Raw genomic sequence first — 13,985 nt, 5'->3', positions numbered from 1 at the left:
TTAAAGCAATGGGGATGATAAAGATCAGTTATTTGGATCTTAATAAATGGATCCTAGTACAAATTGCAAAAAGTTGTTCAAGATGCAAAAACAGCAAATATTAATGTTAATTCAGTCACATTTTCGCACTAGGTAAGAAGTTAAAAACAGATTTATCCACAGTTTTTGATCGGATCCGATCTACATATAGTGGATCCAAAATAACAAAAACACATTATCAACGCTATTCACAGGCTTTTCCACAGATGGTTAAAATATAAACATCGGTTTGCGTAATACGATCGGAACCCCTTGTCAGATCTGGTAAGCCGAAACAAGGAGCGGAGAAACGATTGTGGATAACCTAAAAAAGAGAGTCGAGTAGAGATCGCAAAGTAAGGTAAAATAGATCGAAATGTATAAACATAAGTGCTTGAGTTCAACATGATCCTGACATGCTCAGAGGGATCGGATCTTGCGCTTAATAATGATAATGACCTTCAGCTTAGAGAAAGGAAAAGTATGGAACAGTTTACGCCTATCAGTGCCGAAAATGCCTATCAGTTATTACAACAAAATGATTCTGATGCGGTCTTAGTAGATATTCGTGATATTCAGTCTTTTAGTCAGGCTCATCCTGAACAGGCATTTCATTTAACTAATGACACTATGGTGTCGTTTATGGATGAAGTCGATTTTGAACAACCTGTGATTGTGATGTGTTATCACGGCATCAGTAGCCAAGGTGCAGCTCAATATTTACTTCACCAAGGTTTCGAGCAGGTATATAGCCTTGAAGGTGGTTTTGAGGCATGGCGTCGTGCGCAATTACCTATGGCACTTGGAGATTAAGACGTCGGAAAATTAAATAGAGGTAGTTTTAATGCATCGACTTATCGGGCTTAGTAACCCAAGATTGGCACAAGCTTTCATTGATTATATGGCATCGCGCAAGATTGAAATTGTGATGTCTCCTGAGTCTGAAGGCTTATTTGCCCTGTGGCTCAAAGATGAGCAGCACCTAGTGGAAGCAGAAGCGGAGTTACAAGCCTTTTTGCATGATCCAACGGCAGATAAGTATCAAGCTGCATCTTGGGATATGGCAGAGAGTCGAACTGCTAAGTTCCATTATGCTAACCCTAGCTTGATTAATATGATTAGAGCGCAAGCCGGCCCTTTTACTTTATTTGTGATGGTGGCCGTTATTACGATTTATATCCTATGGTTGATTGGGTTTGAGCAACCTCTGTTTACTGCCCTGCATTTTCCTTTTTTTGCCGATGGTGATCAGTGGCAGCTCTGGCGCTATTTTTCTCACGCTTTGCTGCATTTCTCTGCCTTACATATTATTTTTAACTGCCTATGGTGGTGGTTATTAGGCGGAAAGATAGAGCAACACAGCGGTAGCAGTAAGTTAGTGCAGATCTTTTTGCTGTCATCACTGTTATCCGGTTTTGCTCAAGCGTGGTTTGTCGGCCCCAATTTCGGTGGGCTTTCTGGTGTTGTCTATGCGCTGATGGGCTATCTATGGTGGATGGGGTGGTTAGCGCCTAAACGTGGACTTACCATACCTCGTTCTTATGTTGTCTTTATGTTGGTATGGTTAATTCTAGGATTTACCGATATTTTAGGATTTTCTGTGGCAAACATGGCGCATTTATTTGGTCTTGCAAGTGGCTGTTTAATCGCTTTGTATGATGCAAAAAAACCTCTTAAGCATCATTCATAACCGCTTTGTTGAATAAATACTTGCTATCAGAATATATCGATAGCAGGTATTTACTAATTCTGTTGATTAGTATACCTATCTCTAATTCTGCAATAATTGTCCATTTCTGCACGCTTATTTGCGATAAATAACTTCGCGATTTTGATTGTTTTCACATTTTTTCATAATCGAATGCGCAATAATTCGTAACAATTGAGCGAAAGAAAACTAATTTGCTCAACCCTACATTTGCGTTCGAGCAAAAAACGACTCTTTTCTATCTAAATGATCGACATGATGTGATCTTAAGAAAAGACATAATAACGACAAAAATCTAAAGGAACCTCTTATGTTTGGCTTGTTTACACCAGCTGCACACAAAGAACGATTACCTGATGGGCAAATCGACCCGATATATAAACGCATGCGTTGGCAGTTATTTATCGGTATTTTCTTCGGTTATGCCGGCTACTACTTGGTCCGTAAAAACTTCAGTTTGGCGATGCCTTATTTGATTGAAGAGTACGGTTATAGTCGTGGCGATCTTGGGGTTGCATTGGCGGCGGTATCTATCGCTTATGGTCTGTCTAAATTTTTAATGGGTAACGTCTCCGACCGTTCTAACCCGCGCTACTTTTTGGCGGCAGGCTTATCAATGTCAGCAATTGTGATGCTGTGTTTTGGTTTTATGCCATGGGCAACAGGCAGTATTGCAACCATGTTTATTTTGCTGTTCTTAAATGGATGGTTCCAGGGTATGGGTTGGCCAGCCTGTGGTCGTACTATGGTTCACTGGTGGTCACATAAAGAGCGCGGCGGTATTGTTTCAGTGTGGAACGTAGCGCATAACGTAGGTGGTGGTCTAATTGGTCCTTTATTCTTATTGGGTTTATGGCTATTTCACGATGATTGGCGCAGTGCGTTTTATGTACCAGCATTTGGTGCCTTAATTGTCGCTGCTTTTGTTTTGATCGTGATGCGTGATACTCCACAATCATGCGGTTTGCCGTCAATTGAAGAGTATAAAAACGATTACCCAGACTCATATGATGCGTCGTTTGAAAAAGAGATGACGGCAAAAGAGATCTTCTTTAAGTACGTATTCAATAACAAATTGTTGTGGTACATCGCTATTGCTAACGCCTTTGTTTATCTTATTCGTTATGGGGTATTGGATTGGGCTCCGGTGTATTTAAGTGAAGCAAAAGACTTTACGGTAGATAAATCTTCTTGGGCTTACTTCCTATATGAGTGGGCAGGTATTCCAGGTACGCTATTGTGTGGTTGGATGTCAGATAAGTTCTTTAAAGGACGTCGTGCACCTGCTGGTATTCTATTTATGGTGTTGGTGACTTTGGCCGTATTAGTGTACTGGTTTAACCCAGCTGGTAACCCAACGATTGATATGATGGCGTTGGTTGCTATTGGTTTCTTAATCTACGGTCCTGTTATGCTGATTGGTCTTTATGCACTTGAGCTTGCTCCGAAAAAAGCAGCAGGTACAGCAGCAGGTCTTACTGGTCTATTTGGTTATCTTGGTGGTGCCGTTGCGGCAAACGCTGTACTTGGCTATACCGTTGACCACTTTGGCTGGGATGGTGGTTTCTTAGTTCTAACAGTATCTTGTGGTTTATCTATCATCTTCTTTATTTTGGCGATGATGGGTGAGTCTAAGATCCACAAAGAAAAGCTGCTGAAACAACAAAACGCATAATTATGATCGCCAACATTGGCATCTTGATTAGGCTATAGGTAATATGACAAGGCTCCGCAATTGTGGAGCCTTGTTGTAGATAATGCCTAGAAGTGCATACTTTGAGGTGTTGCGTTAGATAGGAGCCCCTCGCGCAGTGAAGCAGAGTAAACGTCATCAAGAAATTATTGATATTGTAAAAACGCAGGGCTATGTCAGCACTGAAGATTTAGTCGAGCGATTTAATGTAAGTCCTCAAACAATTCGTCGAGATCTGAATGAACTCGCTGATGCCAATCAGATCCGCCGTCATCACGGTGGTGCCACTATTCCATCAAGCTCTGTCAACACGTCATACAACACCCGAAAAGTGATGCAGTTAGCTGAGAAAGATCGCATTGCTCAAGCTATGGTTGCGCATATTCCTGATGGTGCCACGCTGTTTATTGATATTGGTACTACGCCAGAAGCGGTTGCTCGTGCGCTACTTAACCACAACGATTTACGTATTGTTACTAACAACCTTAATGTTGCCGGCACTCTTATGGCAAAAGAAGACTTTCGTGTCATCTTAGCCGGCGGTGAAGTACGTAACCGAGATGGAGGTATTGTTGGTGAAGCGACCTTGGATTTTGTTTCTCAATTTCGGTTAGATTTCGGTATCCTAGGTATCAGTGGTATTGAGTTAGATGGCTCATTACTGGATTTTGATTATCATGAAGTGCGAGTAAAGCAGGCGATCATTGAGAACAGCCGTTGCGTTATGCTTGGGGTTGATCACACTAAGTTTGGTCGTAATGCGATGGTTAATCTTGGCGATATTAGCCAAATTGATATGCTGTTTACCGATCAAGAGCCACCTGCAGAGCTAATGCAGCGCTTGCAAGAGTGTGAGTTAACGATGGAAATTATTAATTAATTTATCGAGCTCAAAAAATAGAACATCCTGAAAATGGGCCAGATGAGAATCTGGCCCATTTTTTTACGCAAAAAGGTGCGATAAAGATCATACTAAAGAGAAAAACTGGTCACTTTTTAGATGATCTTGATCAATTTGTCCGCTATTATGCTCTTGTAAATGTTCGAACGCTCATTTTTATGTTCGTTTTATAATAATGGTGAAACAGGTGATGATATGGCTCAAGATAACTCAATTCTCGATATAATCGTCGTGGGCGGCGGCATTAACGGGGCTGGTATTGCTACAGATGCGGCGGGTCGTGGGCTACGAGTTGGCTTATATGAAGCGTCTGACTTTGCATCTGCTACCTCGTCTGCAAGCTCTAAATTGATTCACGGTGGTTTGCGTTATCTTGAACATTACGAATTTCGCTTGGTAGGCGAAGCGCTGGCTGAGCGTGAAGTCTTGCTAAAAAAACTGCCTCATATCGCCCATCCAATGCGTTTTCGTCTACCGCATCAACCTCATTTGCGTCCAGCGTGGATGATTCGTGCTGGCCTGTTTCTTTACGATCATTTAGGCAAGCGCACTACGTTACCAGCCAGTTGTGGTTTGCGTTTTGGTGCCGATTCGGTATTAGTGCCTGAAATTACCAAAGGATTTGAATACTCTGATTGCTGGGTCGATGATGCGCGTTTGGTTATTTTAAATGCGATGAGTGTAGCTCAAGCTGGTGGAGAGGTACGTAACCGTTGCCGAGTTGAACGAGCGGTTCGGGTGGGTGATATTTGGCAAGTGACTATTCGTGATTTATTAACCGATCACACGTTTGAGCGACAAGCTCATGCCTTAGTGAATGCGGCTGGGCCTTGGGTAAAAACTTTCTTTGACCAAAGCACCGATCTCACATCTCCGCGTAATATTCGCTTGATCAAAGGCTCCCATATTGTTGTGCCTCGGGTTCATGAGCAAACTCAAGCCTACATCTTGCAAAATGAAGATAATCGTATTGTCTTTGTAATCCCATATCTTGATCGTTTCTCTATTATTGGTACTACGGATGTTGAGTATCAAGGCAATCCGCGTGATGTGGCGATTGATGAGCAAGAGATTGGCTACTTGCTGGATGTGTATAACCGCCATTTTAAAAAGCAATTAGAGCGTCAAGATGTCGTGTGGACCTACAGTGGCGTTCGACCATTATGCGATGATGAGTCTGACTCCCCGCAAGCCATTACCCGAGACTACACATTAGAATTAGAGCAAGAAGGAACTCAAGCGCCGCTGCTTTCTATTTTTGGTGGGAAGCTCACGACGTATCGTAAATTAGCAGAGGCTGCAATGGTAAAACTGGCGCCATTCTTCCCTCAGATGGGGCCAAGTTGGACTGCTGATAGTTATTTACCTGGCGGTGCTGATGGTTTTACTCGTGAGACTTTTGCTCGTGAATTAAAACAGCGCTATCCATGGCTGACTGAGTTTACTTGCCTACGATTGGCGACCAACTACGGTGTTTGCGCCAATACCATGCTGGCCCTGGTGCAATGCGAAGCCGATATGGGAACAGACTTTGGTGAGCAGTTTTATCAGGTAGAATTAGAGTATTTGAGACAGCATGAATTTGTACAAACTGTAGAAGATGCGCTGTGGCGTCGCAGTAAAATGGGGTTGTACTTAACGAAGGATCAACAACAGCGGGTCGCAGAATATCTTATAGCAGGGCAAGCAGCTGCTTCTGAGAGTGCGGCCTAACCGCGATGGTGTTTATTTTAACGCTCAGCCCAAACGGCTGAGCGTTGCTGTTTCTATTCGTCTCTGTATTAAGAGCTCTATTGATAGAGATATTTGGTAAAGAGCAATTCTGTTACCAACTTATTTCCCGCCTCTGCCACAAGCAAATCATTCACTTTATGCAGGCACTGCTTGCGAATTTCCTCTCGTCCTGCCAAGGATTTCACTTTTATTTCCGGCTGCTGACCAATAATTTGAATAATGGCATCTCGAATTAAAGGTTCGTGATGTTTAACTAATTCTAGCTGGGAAGGGGTAGCTACCATGAGGTCGACTTGAACTCGAAGGTATCCCAGTTGCTTGCCTAAGGTGACGTAGTTAGTTGTGATATCTGGGTTTAAAGTGTAGTAAACAAAAGCAGGTTCTACAGTTGTAGTGTTGTCATCTGCCGCATATGCCCAATTGCTTATCAGTCCGTTGGTTAGCACAATAGAGATCGCTAATAGCAAAGATTTCATCATAACAGTCGTTCAGTTGGTTGGTGATTTGAAAAAGAGTTGTGATCTTTCGATCGTAACGATATTCGTAGCTAGAACACCTTGCTACAATAGCCAGTTAACATGGTAATAAAATAACCGGATTCAACCAAGAGTTAATCATTTCTTTTGCTTGTTTCTGATAGAAGAAAGATGTCGGATTTCAAACAGTTGTACAATCCCTTACTTGAGAAGGCCCAGTGGCAGGTGCCGGAATTGGCACAGCTGATTGGCTCTCAATTAGCACCCTGGTTGCTTGAAACTGAGTCGCTATCACAACGTTTAGCTCAATGTTGTCAGCATTTTACCGTCACAGTCCTTGAACAAGTGATGGTAGAAAAGCAGCAGCTCAGTATTGAAGAAAAAGAATTAGTTGGCGATATCGATTGCTTATCGCGTAAAGTTATTTTAAATGGAGATGGGGTTCCTTGGGTCTTTGCTCGTACCTTAATTCCGCTTTCTACCCTAACTGGAGATGAACAAGATCTTGCTCAATTGGGGGAGAAGCCGTTAGGTTATCGAGTTTTTACCGCAGATAATGCACGACGAGATGCACTTGTTATTGCTAACATCCGGGGTGAAACATCACCGTTATGGGCTCGTCGCTCGCGGTTATGGCTCAATGATAAACCGCTATTGGTGGCTGAACTGTTTTTAGAGTCAGCTCCGATTTATGCAAAGGATAGTGAATGTTAGAGGTGACAAAAGCTCGAGCTTATTGGCAATTGGCTCGCTTTGACCGTCCTATTGGTAGTTTATTGCTGTTATGGCCAACCTTATGGGCGTTATTTCTGGCTGCCGATGGCTGGCCGAGTCCACATGTTCTCGTGGTTTTTGTTCTGGGCGTAATTTTTATGCGTGCGGCAGGATGTGTGATCAATGATTTTGCCGATCGTAATTTTGATGGCCATGTAAAACGTACTTGTCAGCGACCAATGCCATCTGGAAAAGTCTCGGAGCGAGAAGCGCTTGGGCTATTTGGCTTACTGGTGCTGATTTCGTTTTTGCTGGTTCTGACCATGAATACCCTGACCATCAGTTTGTCGGTGATTGGTTTGGCGTTAGCGGCAGCTTACCCATTTATGAAACGCTATACCCATTTGCCTCAGTTGGTGTTGGGGGTAGCATTTGGTTGGTCGATTCCAATGGCTTATGCGGCGCAGTCTGGGCAATTACCGCTTGCTGCATGGCTATTATTTGCTGCTAATATTTTGTGGACCATTGCCTATGACACTCAATATGCCATGGTTGATCGTGATGATGATTTAAAAATAGGTATCAAATCGACCGCCATTTTATTTGGTCGTTTTGATAAGATGATCATTGGTATGTTACAGCTAGGTACCTTGCTTCTACTGACCGCGGTTGGTGGCGTATTGGGTTTATCGCAGATTTTCTACTGGTTCCTATTACTAGCAGCAATGCTGTTTGTATACCAACAGATGTTGATTAAACAACGCCAACGTGAAGACTGTTTTCGCGCTTTCTTAAATAACAATTATGTTGGCATGGTCATTTGTATTGGTTTAGCGGTAAGTGTGTTGTTAAATTAATTATCTAGCTATTCGAACGATATAAAAAAGGCCTAGCCAGTTTAGTACTGCTAGGCCTTTTTGTTTTTCTTTACAAGTCACTGGTGGTTAATTCAGTCCACTTGCTCTTCTTGTTCTGGTGCTGGTGTGTGGTTCATTACCGCAGAGATAGTTAGTTTCACTTCAGGAGAAACCAGAGCGGTCAATGTTTCAGTTAAGTTTTCAACTGGGCGTGTTAGTGCATGACACTCATCGTTGAGATAACCTTCAGCACGTAGCGTTTTAACCAGAGTTGAGAACACACCTTTATCGAAGAATTCAGGAGCGTTAATACCGTGAATTCGACTTAAACGTTGCGCCAGCATTTGGCTTTGCTGCTCTAAATCACTCTTGATCACTTCTGGTTCTGCGCGCAGCAGTGTCAGAGTAATAGCATAGCGTTGCAGTGTCTCTTTTATGGTGCGAGCAAGCAGTTGTAGTGGACCGATGCGCGCCTCATTCATTGAGATATTTAAACCATCGTTTAGCAACAGACCTTGGCGAACCAGCTCTGCGATGATGTTATCAATCGCAGGATCCAACTCTTCTTTGTTGTAACGTAAGAACAGTTCCGCTTTTAAGAATGGGTAGAGCAGTTCAACTTGTTCATGAATCTCATCATTGGTTAAGCTCTGATGTGATACCACAATATGAGCAATCAGTGATGGCAGCGCGAACAGGTGGATGATGTTATTTCGATAATAAGTCATCAAAATCGATTGCTTACGATCCAGGGAAATAATGTCACCTAATGTATCGCGATCAACAATAAATTTACCCATTTCTAGCGTATGGTCGACTAACTCTTTTGCCGACTCTTTTGGCATAGTGCATTGGCTTGAGTAAGGTACATTACGTAGCAGTTCAAGATAACAATCGATCTGTTCTTCTAGCTCTTCACGACTTAATGCGCGTTGATAAGAAGAGAGCAACGCCAAAGCACATAAGGTTAGGGCGTTAGTTGCTGCGGCATCGTTAATATGAGTCATCATCTTAATTGCCAAATCATTCACCACGGGATTTAACCATTGTGGTTTACTTGGCTCAATTGGATCGATGTCTTGATGCCAGTTTGGTACGTTATCGTTTAAGTACTGATTTAGCGGAATTGGCTCACCGAAGTTTACATAGCCTTGTCCTAAATTTTGTAGCTTACGAATGGTACGGATAACTTGACCGACGTTTTCTTTTTCTTTGCGTTTACCTTGCAGCTCTTTGGCGTAGGTACCCACTTCCATAACGTGTTCATAACCGATGTAAACCGGAACCAAAGTCACTGGACGTTTTAGGCCGCGTAACATGGCTTGAATGGTCATCGATAGCATGCCCGTTTTAGCTGGAAGCAAGCGACCGGTACGAGAACGGCCCCCTTCACTGAAGTATTCAACCGAATAACCTTTGGCAAACAGTTCTGCTAGATACTCACGAAATACGGTTGAGTACAGGCGATCTCCACGGAAACTGCGGCGAATAAAGAAGGCGCCACCACGACGGAAAATAGGACCTGCTGGGAAGAAGTTTAAGTTGATACCAGCGGCAATATGCGGTGGCACCAACCCTTCGTTATATAGGACATAAGAAAGTAGCAAGTAGTCCATATGGCTACGGTGACAAGGTACATAAACAATCTCATGACCGTCTTGTGCCAAACGACGTACACGCTGAGCGTTATGGATATTTAAACCTTGGTACAGTTTATTCCATAGCCAACCTAAGAAGCTGTCGCCATGTTTAATCAGCGAGTAAGAGAAGTTAGCGGCAATCTCTTCCATCATTTCGATGGCTTCTTTACGCACTTTCTCAACTGGCACATCGCGTGATTTGGCTTCTTCAGTAACCACTTTTTCAATGGCTTTTGACGCTAATAAACGTTTAAACAATTCATGGCGATCGGGTAGGCGAGGGCCCGATGCTGCAATTTGCTGACGTGAGAAATGGATTTTAGCCACTCGTGCCAATTTGTGCGCAATGGCATCATCGGTACCGTGGTTATCTGCCATGTATCGCAGTGATACTGGAGTGCTTAGACGAACTAAACAGTCACGACCTTGCGCTAAGATCGCGAGGAATTTTTTAGGACCATTTAAAGGACGTAGAATTGGTCCGGTCTCTTTTTCTTTACCAGGCTTTCGGCCCCAAAGTACAGAAGCAGGCACAAGCTGAATGTTAAGCTCAGGGTTTTGTTTATGTAGCTCAAGCAATTCAGTAAATAACTCTACTGACTCAGCAGGCAAATCACTGCTTGAACCAAAAATACTCGGGCCTTTAGCGACAAACACATAGCGCGCAAGTTGTTTATCACCAATCTCTAGTGGTGATAGGGGATCGGGTAGTCCCAACTCTTGGGTACTACTGCGCAATGTCATCAGATCCGTGGTAGAACGAAATGGCAGGATATAGACGATAGGGCGCTCTAAATCCAACTCTAAATCAGTTACCGGATCAGAGGGAATGGAATTGGTTTTTACCAATAATGACAATGGCAATCTAAGTAATTGTCGAGAAATTTTTTGCCACGTTGACATAATCTATTACGAACCTCGAATTCTTAATGCGCCGCAAGGATAGCAGAAAAAGGCCTCCGCTATAGAGCTAAAATCATTGAGATCATACGTAATTTTAGTTTTTTTAACTTAATTTATGTACTTTGATTGATGATTAGACTTGTTGAAAAATCAATCTGGCACGACCAGTTAATGCAAGGTTATTGATTCTTATGATTTTATTTTAACTGTCTCTTTTGTCGTAGAAATCCAGTGATGACTCTCTGGTCTTGATTGAAAAATGCAAAAAAGAAAAATGACAAATTGCTGGTTTCGTAAACAATTGCCTTTTAATATGGCTAAACACTGGATATACTCACAGTGAACTGTATAAAAAGACAGGGTAACTCATGAAACCATTAACACCGCGCCAACAAGAAGTCTTTGATCTTATCAAAGCAAAAATTGAAGATTCAGGAATGCCACCAACGCGAGCAGAAATTGCCCGTGAACTCGGCTTCCGTTCAGCAAATGCCGCTGAAGAACATTTAAAAGCGCTGGCTCGTAAAGGCGTATTAGAGATTGTTCCAGGAGCATCTCGTGGTATTCGCCTTTTGGTTGGTGCTAACGATAGCGATGTGGAAGAGTCTGGCTTACCTTTGATTGGTCAAGTCGCAGCTGGTGAGCCGATTTTGGCTCAAGAGCATGTCGAATGTCATTATGATGTCGATCCGACGTTGTTTAAACCTCGTGCCGATTTTTTACTGCGTGTGAACGGTATGAGTATGAAAAATATCGGTATTATGGATGGCGATCTTCTTGCTGTGCATAAAACTCAAGATGTGCGTAATGGCCAAGTTGTCGTCGCCCGTGTGGATGATGACGTTACGGTGAAGCGTCTTGATAAACAAGGGCGCAAAGTACTGCTGCATGCTGAAAACGAAGAATTCGATCCAATCGTAGTTGATTTAGAACATCAACAATTGGCGATTGAAGGTATTGCGGTTGGTGTAATTCGTAACGCGGATTGGATGTAATGTAATCCCATCATCGAGTGACCTGTATGATAAGCGTAGAGTTTTGGCTCTGCGCTTTTTTTGTTTTTATCAATTCTCTGCATAATTTGCTTTACAAAAGATAATGAGAGTTATTATCATCTTTGTCTGTCTACTGGGAGATAGGTCAAGATGGTAAAGTCTACCCGCTATAAAATTCCAGCCGATTTATTGCAACCTCTATGGCTGAGAAGTTTGGAGAGCTTAGCTGATGATGGGCTCATTTACGATCCTGTTGCTGCGCAAGCTTGCCGACAATGTCAGTTAGTTCCCGACTGTGTCAATCAACATATTCCTGCTCGTCAGTTACTGCACGCAACGCTAACTGCGCAGTGTGATCGTCTAGTACAAGATTTTTTACGTCGTCATCCAAGTGGATTAGTTGTGAATGTTGGGGCAGGGCTTGATACGCGCTTTTATCGCTTAGATAACGGTCGGTGTCGTTGGTTTGAGCTTGATACTGATGAAAACCTATTGTGGCGTGAAAAGCTGTTTCATCGTAGTGAACGCTATACTTTACAACAAGGCTCGGTAGTTGAACTCAGCTGGTTAAAGGCGCTTCCTCTTAAACAGGGAACACCAACTTTATTACTCTGTGATCAAGCTTTATTGCAATGCAGTGAACAACAAGTCGCGCAGTTTATTCAGCATGTGGCGTGTCGATTAGGCCATATTGAAGCTTGTTTGGTGGTTGCTGGGGATCAGACTACAACCAATGTGGCGCAAAAGTTGGGAACGGTTACCTATCAACACGGTTTGCGAGAGCCAGCACAACAGGTTATTAATTGGTTACCGTGGGCAGAATTGTTAGGCTGTTATAGTCCTCTCGATTACGGTTGTGCTCGTTGGCGTTATTGGCAGCGCTGGGTCGCAAAATGTACTCAGCTTAAGTATCGCCTCACTCCGGTTCTTATTCACTTACGAACCTAACTATATGCCATTTCTTAATATTAATTTTTTTCTATTGGATAAAGCCTATGTCTCTATTTCATTAGGCTTTTTGTCATATATTCAATAAATTCCATATCTTAAATATGGTTATTATTTGCCTTCTATCCTTTGCGTAATGTCACATTTCTGCCTAAGTTAAATGTAAAAGAAGTGTTAATTTAATATAAAAACAGATGCACTTCCCTTGTTTGTAGTCAGGATGACCAAGGAGGATCAGGAGGATGATAAAGCCACTGATCATTGCGCTATTCGCCGGATTATTCTCGCTCACTAGTCGGGCTGAGACACCGATGCCGCTCAATATGACGCAAGGGGTGACCCAAATAAGCCAAGAAGTTTATCACTTACATATGACGATATTTTACATCTGTGTTGTGATTGGGGTGATTGTTTTTGGTGTGATGTTTTGGGCGATTTTGCACCATCGTAAATCAAAAGGTGCGGTGGCTGCTAAGTTTCATGAAAGCACCAAGGTCGAGATTATTTGGACCTTGATTCCCTTCCTAATTTTAATCGGTATGGCCATTCCAGCCACGAAAACCCTGTTAGCCATGGAAGATACCACCAAGCCTGATCTCACTATTCAAGTAACGGGGTCGCAGTGGAAATGGCACTACCGCTATTTTGACCACGATGTTGAATTCTTCTCTCTGCTCGCGACGTCAAATCAGCAAATTTATGATCAAAGACCTAAGCGCAACAATTATCTGCTGGAAGTGGATCGTCCCTTAGTTCTTCCTGTGGGGCAGAAAGTGCGTTTTTTGATCACTTCGCAAGATGTGATCCATTCTTGGTGGGTTCCCGCTTTTGCAGTAAAAAAAGATGCTAATCCTGGGTTTATTAATGAAGCTTGGACGCTGATCGATAAGCCCGGCATCTACCGAGGTCAATGTGCTGAACTGTGTGGTAAGGACCATGGTTTTATGCCGATTGTAGTGATTGCGAAAGAGCCGCAAGAATATCAAACATGGCTTGAACAGACCCAGATCGCGCAAAAACAAGCGTATGAAGAAGAGCAAAAATTATTGGCGATGGAGATGCCTCTAGATGAGCTGATGGCTTTGGGTGAAAAAACCTATTTAAGTCGCTGCGCTATGTGTCATCATCCCGATGGCAAAGGCATTGATGGGGTTTTTCCTGCGCTCGCTGGAGAAGGGATCTCCATCGATAGCAGCAAGCGACTTGAGCATATAGAAATTGTGGTTCACGGTCGTAAAGGTACAGCGATGCAAGCGTTTGGTGAGCAGTTGACGCTTCAAGAGCTCGCAGCAGTTGTGACCTATGAGCGAAACGCTTGGGGTAATGATACCAAAGAAACGGTACAAGCTGCGGATGTGCAAGCGGTGAAAAGTGCACAAGACTTATAGGGATTGAGTT

The 13,985-nt window shown here is 42.9% G+C and carries 12 protein-coding genes; 10 read left to right on the top strand and 2 right to left on the bottom strand.

Annotated elements, in window-relative coordinates:
- Positions 1 to 501 precede the first annotated feature (501 nt).
- From glpE to glpD, 5 genes are all read left to right on the top strand, one after another.
- Complete coding sequence (glpE, locus tag CTN07_RS10095) at positions 502 to 831, top strand: thiosulfate sulfurtransferase GlpE (RefSeq protein ID WP_036764669.1); 330 nt, start codon at positions 502 to 504, stop codon at positions 829 to 831.
- A gap of 31 nt (positions 832 to 862) precedes the next feature.
- Positions 863 to 1,708: a rhomboid family intramembrane serine protease GlpG gene (gene glpG / locus CTN07_RS10090; protein WP_005302457.1), complete on the top strand. Its 846-nt coding sequence runs from the start codon at positions 863 to 865 to the stop codon at positions 1,706 to 1,708.
- Positions 1,709 to 2,036: 328 nt separating this feature from the next.
- Positions 2,037 to 3,401: a glycerol-3-phosphate transporter gene (glpT, locus tag CTN07_RS10085; protein WP_036764670.1), complete on the top strand. Its 1,365-nt coding sequence runs from the start codon at positions 2,037 to 2,039 to the stop codon at positions 3,399 to 3,401.
- 136 nt (positions 3,402 to 3,537) lie between these two features.
- The gene (locus CTN07_RS10080) at positions 3,538 to 4,299 is read left to right on the top strand and encodes a DeoR/GlpR family transcriptional regulator (protein WP_036764671.1); all 762 of its coding nucleotides are present in this window, start codon (positions 3,538 to 3,540) and stop codon (positions 4,297 to 4,299) included.
- A gap of 216 nt (positions 4,300 to 4,515) precedes the next feature.
- Complete coding sequence (gene glpD / locus CTN07_RS10075; protein ID WP_036765217.1) at positions 4,516 to 6,033, top strand: glycerol-3-phosphate dehydrogenase; 1,518 nt, start codon at positions 4,516 to 4,518, stop codon at positions 6,031 to 6,033.
- Between the two features lie 77 nt (positions 6,034 to 6,110).
- On the opposite strand, the gene CTN07_RS10070 is transcribed toward glpD, so the two are convergent.
- On the bottom strand, positions 6,111 to 6,533 hold the full coding sequence (locus tag CTN07_RS10070; RefSeq protein WP_036764672.1) for a flagellar basal body-associated protein FliL: 423 nt from the start codon (positions 6,531 to 6,533) through the stop codon (positions 6,111 to 6,113).
- 168 nt (positions 6,534 to 6,701) lie between these two features.
- On the opposite strand from CTN07_RS10070, the gene CTN07_RS10065 reads away from it, so the two are divergent.
- Both CTN07_RS10065 and ubiA read left to right on the top strand, forming a co-directional pair.
- Entirely contained in the window at positions 6,702 to 7,244 is a 543-nt protein-coding gene (locus CTN07_RS10065; RefSeq protein ID WP_005302467.1) for a chorismate--pyruvate lyase family protein, read from the top strand.
- Positions 7,238 to 8,101 carry a 4-hydroxybenzoate octaprenyltransferase gene (gene ubiA, locus CTN07_RS10060; protein ID WP_005302470.1) on the top strand — a complete coding sequence of 288 codons (864 nt, stop codon included), beginning with the start codon at positions 7,238 to 7,240 and terminating at the stop codon, positions 8,099 to 8,101. The genes CTN07_RS10065 and ubiA overlap by 7 nt, the downstream gene beginning before the upstream one ends.
- Before the next feature lie 92 nt (positions 8,102 to 8,193).
- On the opposite strand, the gene plsB is transcribed toward ubiA, so the two are convergent.
- On the bottom strand, positions 8,194 to 10,644 hold the full coding sequence (plsB, locus tag CTN07_RS10055; RefSeq protein WP_005302472.1) for a glycerol-3-phosphate 1-O-acyltransferase PlsB: 2,451 nt from the start codon (positions 10,642 to 10,644) through the stop codon (positions 8,194 to 8,196).
- A 368-nt stretch (positions 10,645 to 11,012) separates the two neighbouring features.
- Here plsB and lexA point away from each other — a divergent pair, with 368 nt between their 5' ends.
- The 3 genes from lexA (at position 11,013) to coxB (ending at position 13,975) form a co-directional block, all read left to right on the top strand.
- Positions 11,013 to 11,639, top strand: coding sequence for a transcriptional repressor LexA (lexA, locus tag CTN07_RS10050; protein ID WP_005302475.1), 627 nt, complete (start codon positions 11,013 to 11,015; stop codon positions 11,637 to 11,639).
- A 150-nt stretch (positions 11,640 to 11,789) separates the two neighbouring features.
- Positions 11,790 to 12,587, top strand: a complete 798-nt coding sequence (locus CTN07_RS10045) for a class I SAM-dependent methyltransferase (RefSeq protein ID WP_005302478.1) — start codon at positions 11,790 to 11,792, stop codon at positions 12,585 to 12,587.
- 242 nt (positions 12,588 to 12,829) lie between these two features.
- Positions 12,830 to 13,975 (top strand): cytochrome c oxidase subunit II, encoded by a 1,146-nt coding sequence (gene coxB / locus CTN07_RS10040; protein ID WP_005302480.1) that lies wholly within the window; start codon positions 12,830 to 12,832, stop codon positions 13,973 to 13,975.
- Positions 13,976 to 13,985: the final 10 nt, after the last annotated feature.

The organism is Photobacterium damselae (assembly GCF_003026815.1).
In the GTDB taxonomy this organism is placed as follows: Bacteria; Pseudomonadota; Gammaproteobacteria; order Enterobacterales; family Vibrionaceae; genus Photobacterium; species Photobacterium damselae.
This window is presented reverse-complemented; position numbering and strand designations above follow the sequence as displayed.

What these genes read in the sequence shown, in the direction of transcription:
- glpE (WP_036764669.1), top strand. Translation starts at nt 502, where the DNA reads ATGGAACAGTTTACGCCTATCAGTGCCGAAAATGCCTATCAGTTATTA.
- glpG (WP_005302457.1), top strand. Translation starts at nt 863, where the DNA reads ATGCATCGACTTATCGGGCTTAGTAACCCAAGATTGGCACAAGCTTTC.
- glpT (WP_036764670.1), top strand. Translation starts at nt 2,037, where the DNA reads ATGTTTGGCTTGTTTACACCAGCTGCACACAAAGAACGATTACCTGAT.
- glpD (WP_036765217.1), top strand. Translation starts at nt 4,516, where the DNA reads ATGGCTCAAGATAACTCAATTCTCGATATAATCGTCGTGGGCGGCGGC.
- CTN07_RS10070 (WP_036764672.1), bottom strand. Translation starts at nt 6,533, where the DNA reads ATGATGAAATCTTTGCTATTAGCGATCTCTATTGTGCTAACCAACGGA.
- CTN07_RS10065 (WP_005302467.1), top strand. Translation starts at nt 6,702, where the DNA reads ATGTCGGATTTCAAACAGTTGTACAATCCCTTACTTGAGAAGGCCCAG.
- ubiA (WP_005302470.1), top strand. Translation starts at nt 7,238, where the DNA reads ATGTTAGAGGTGACAAAAGCTCGAGCTTATTGGCAATTGGCTCGCTTT.
- plsB (WP_005302472.1), bottom strand. Translation starts at nt 10,644, where the DNA reads ATGTCAACGTGGCAAAAAATTTCTCGACAATTACTTAGATTGCCATTG.
- lexA (WP_005302475.1), top strand. Translation starts at nt 11,013, where the DNA reads ATGAAACCATTAACACCGCGCCAACAAGAAGTCTTTGATCTTATCAAA.
- CTN07_RS10045 (WP_005302478.1), top strand. Translation starts at nt 11,790, where the DNA reads ATGGTAAAGTCTACCCGCTATAAAATTCCAGCCGATTTATTGCAACCT.
- coxB (WP_005302480.1), top strand. Translation starts at nt 12,830, where the DNA reads ATGATAAAGCCACTGATCATTGCGCTATTCGCCGGATTATTCTCGCTC.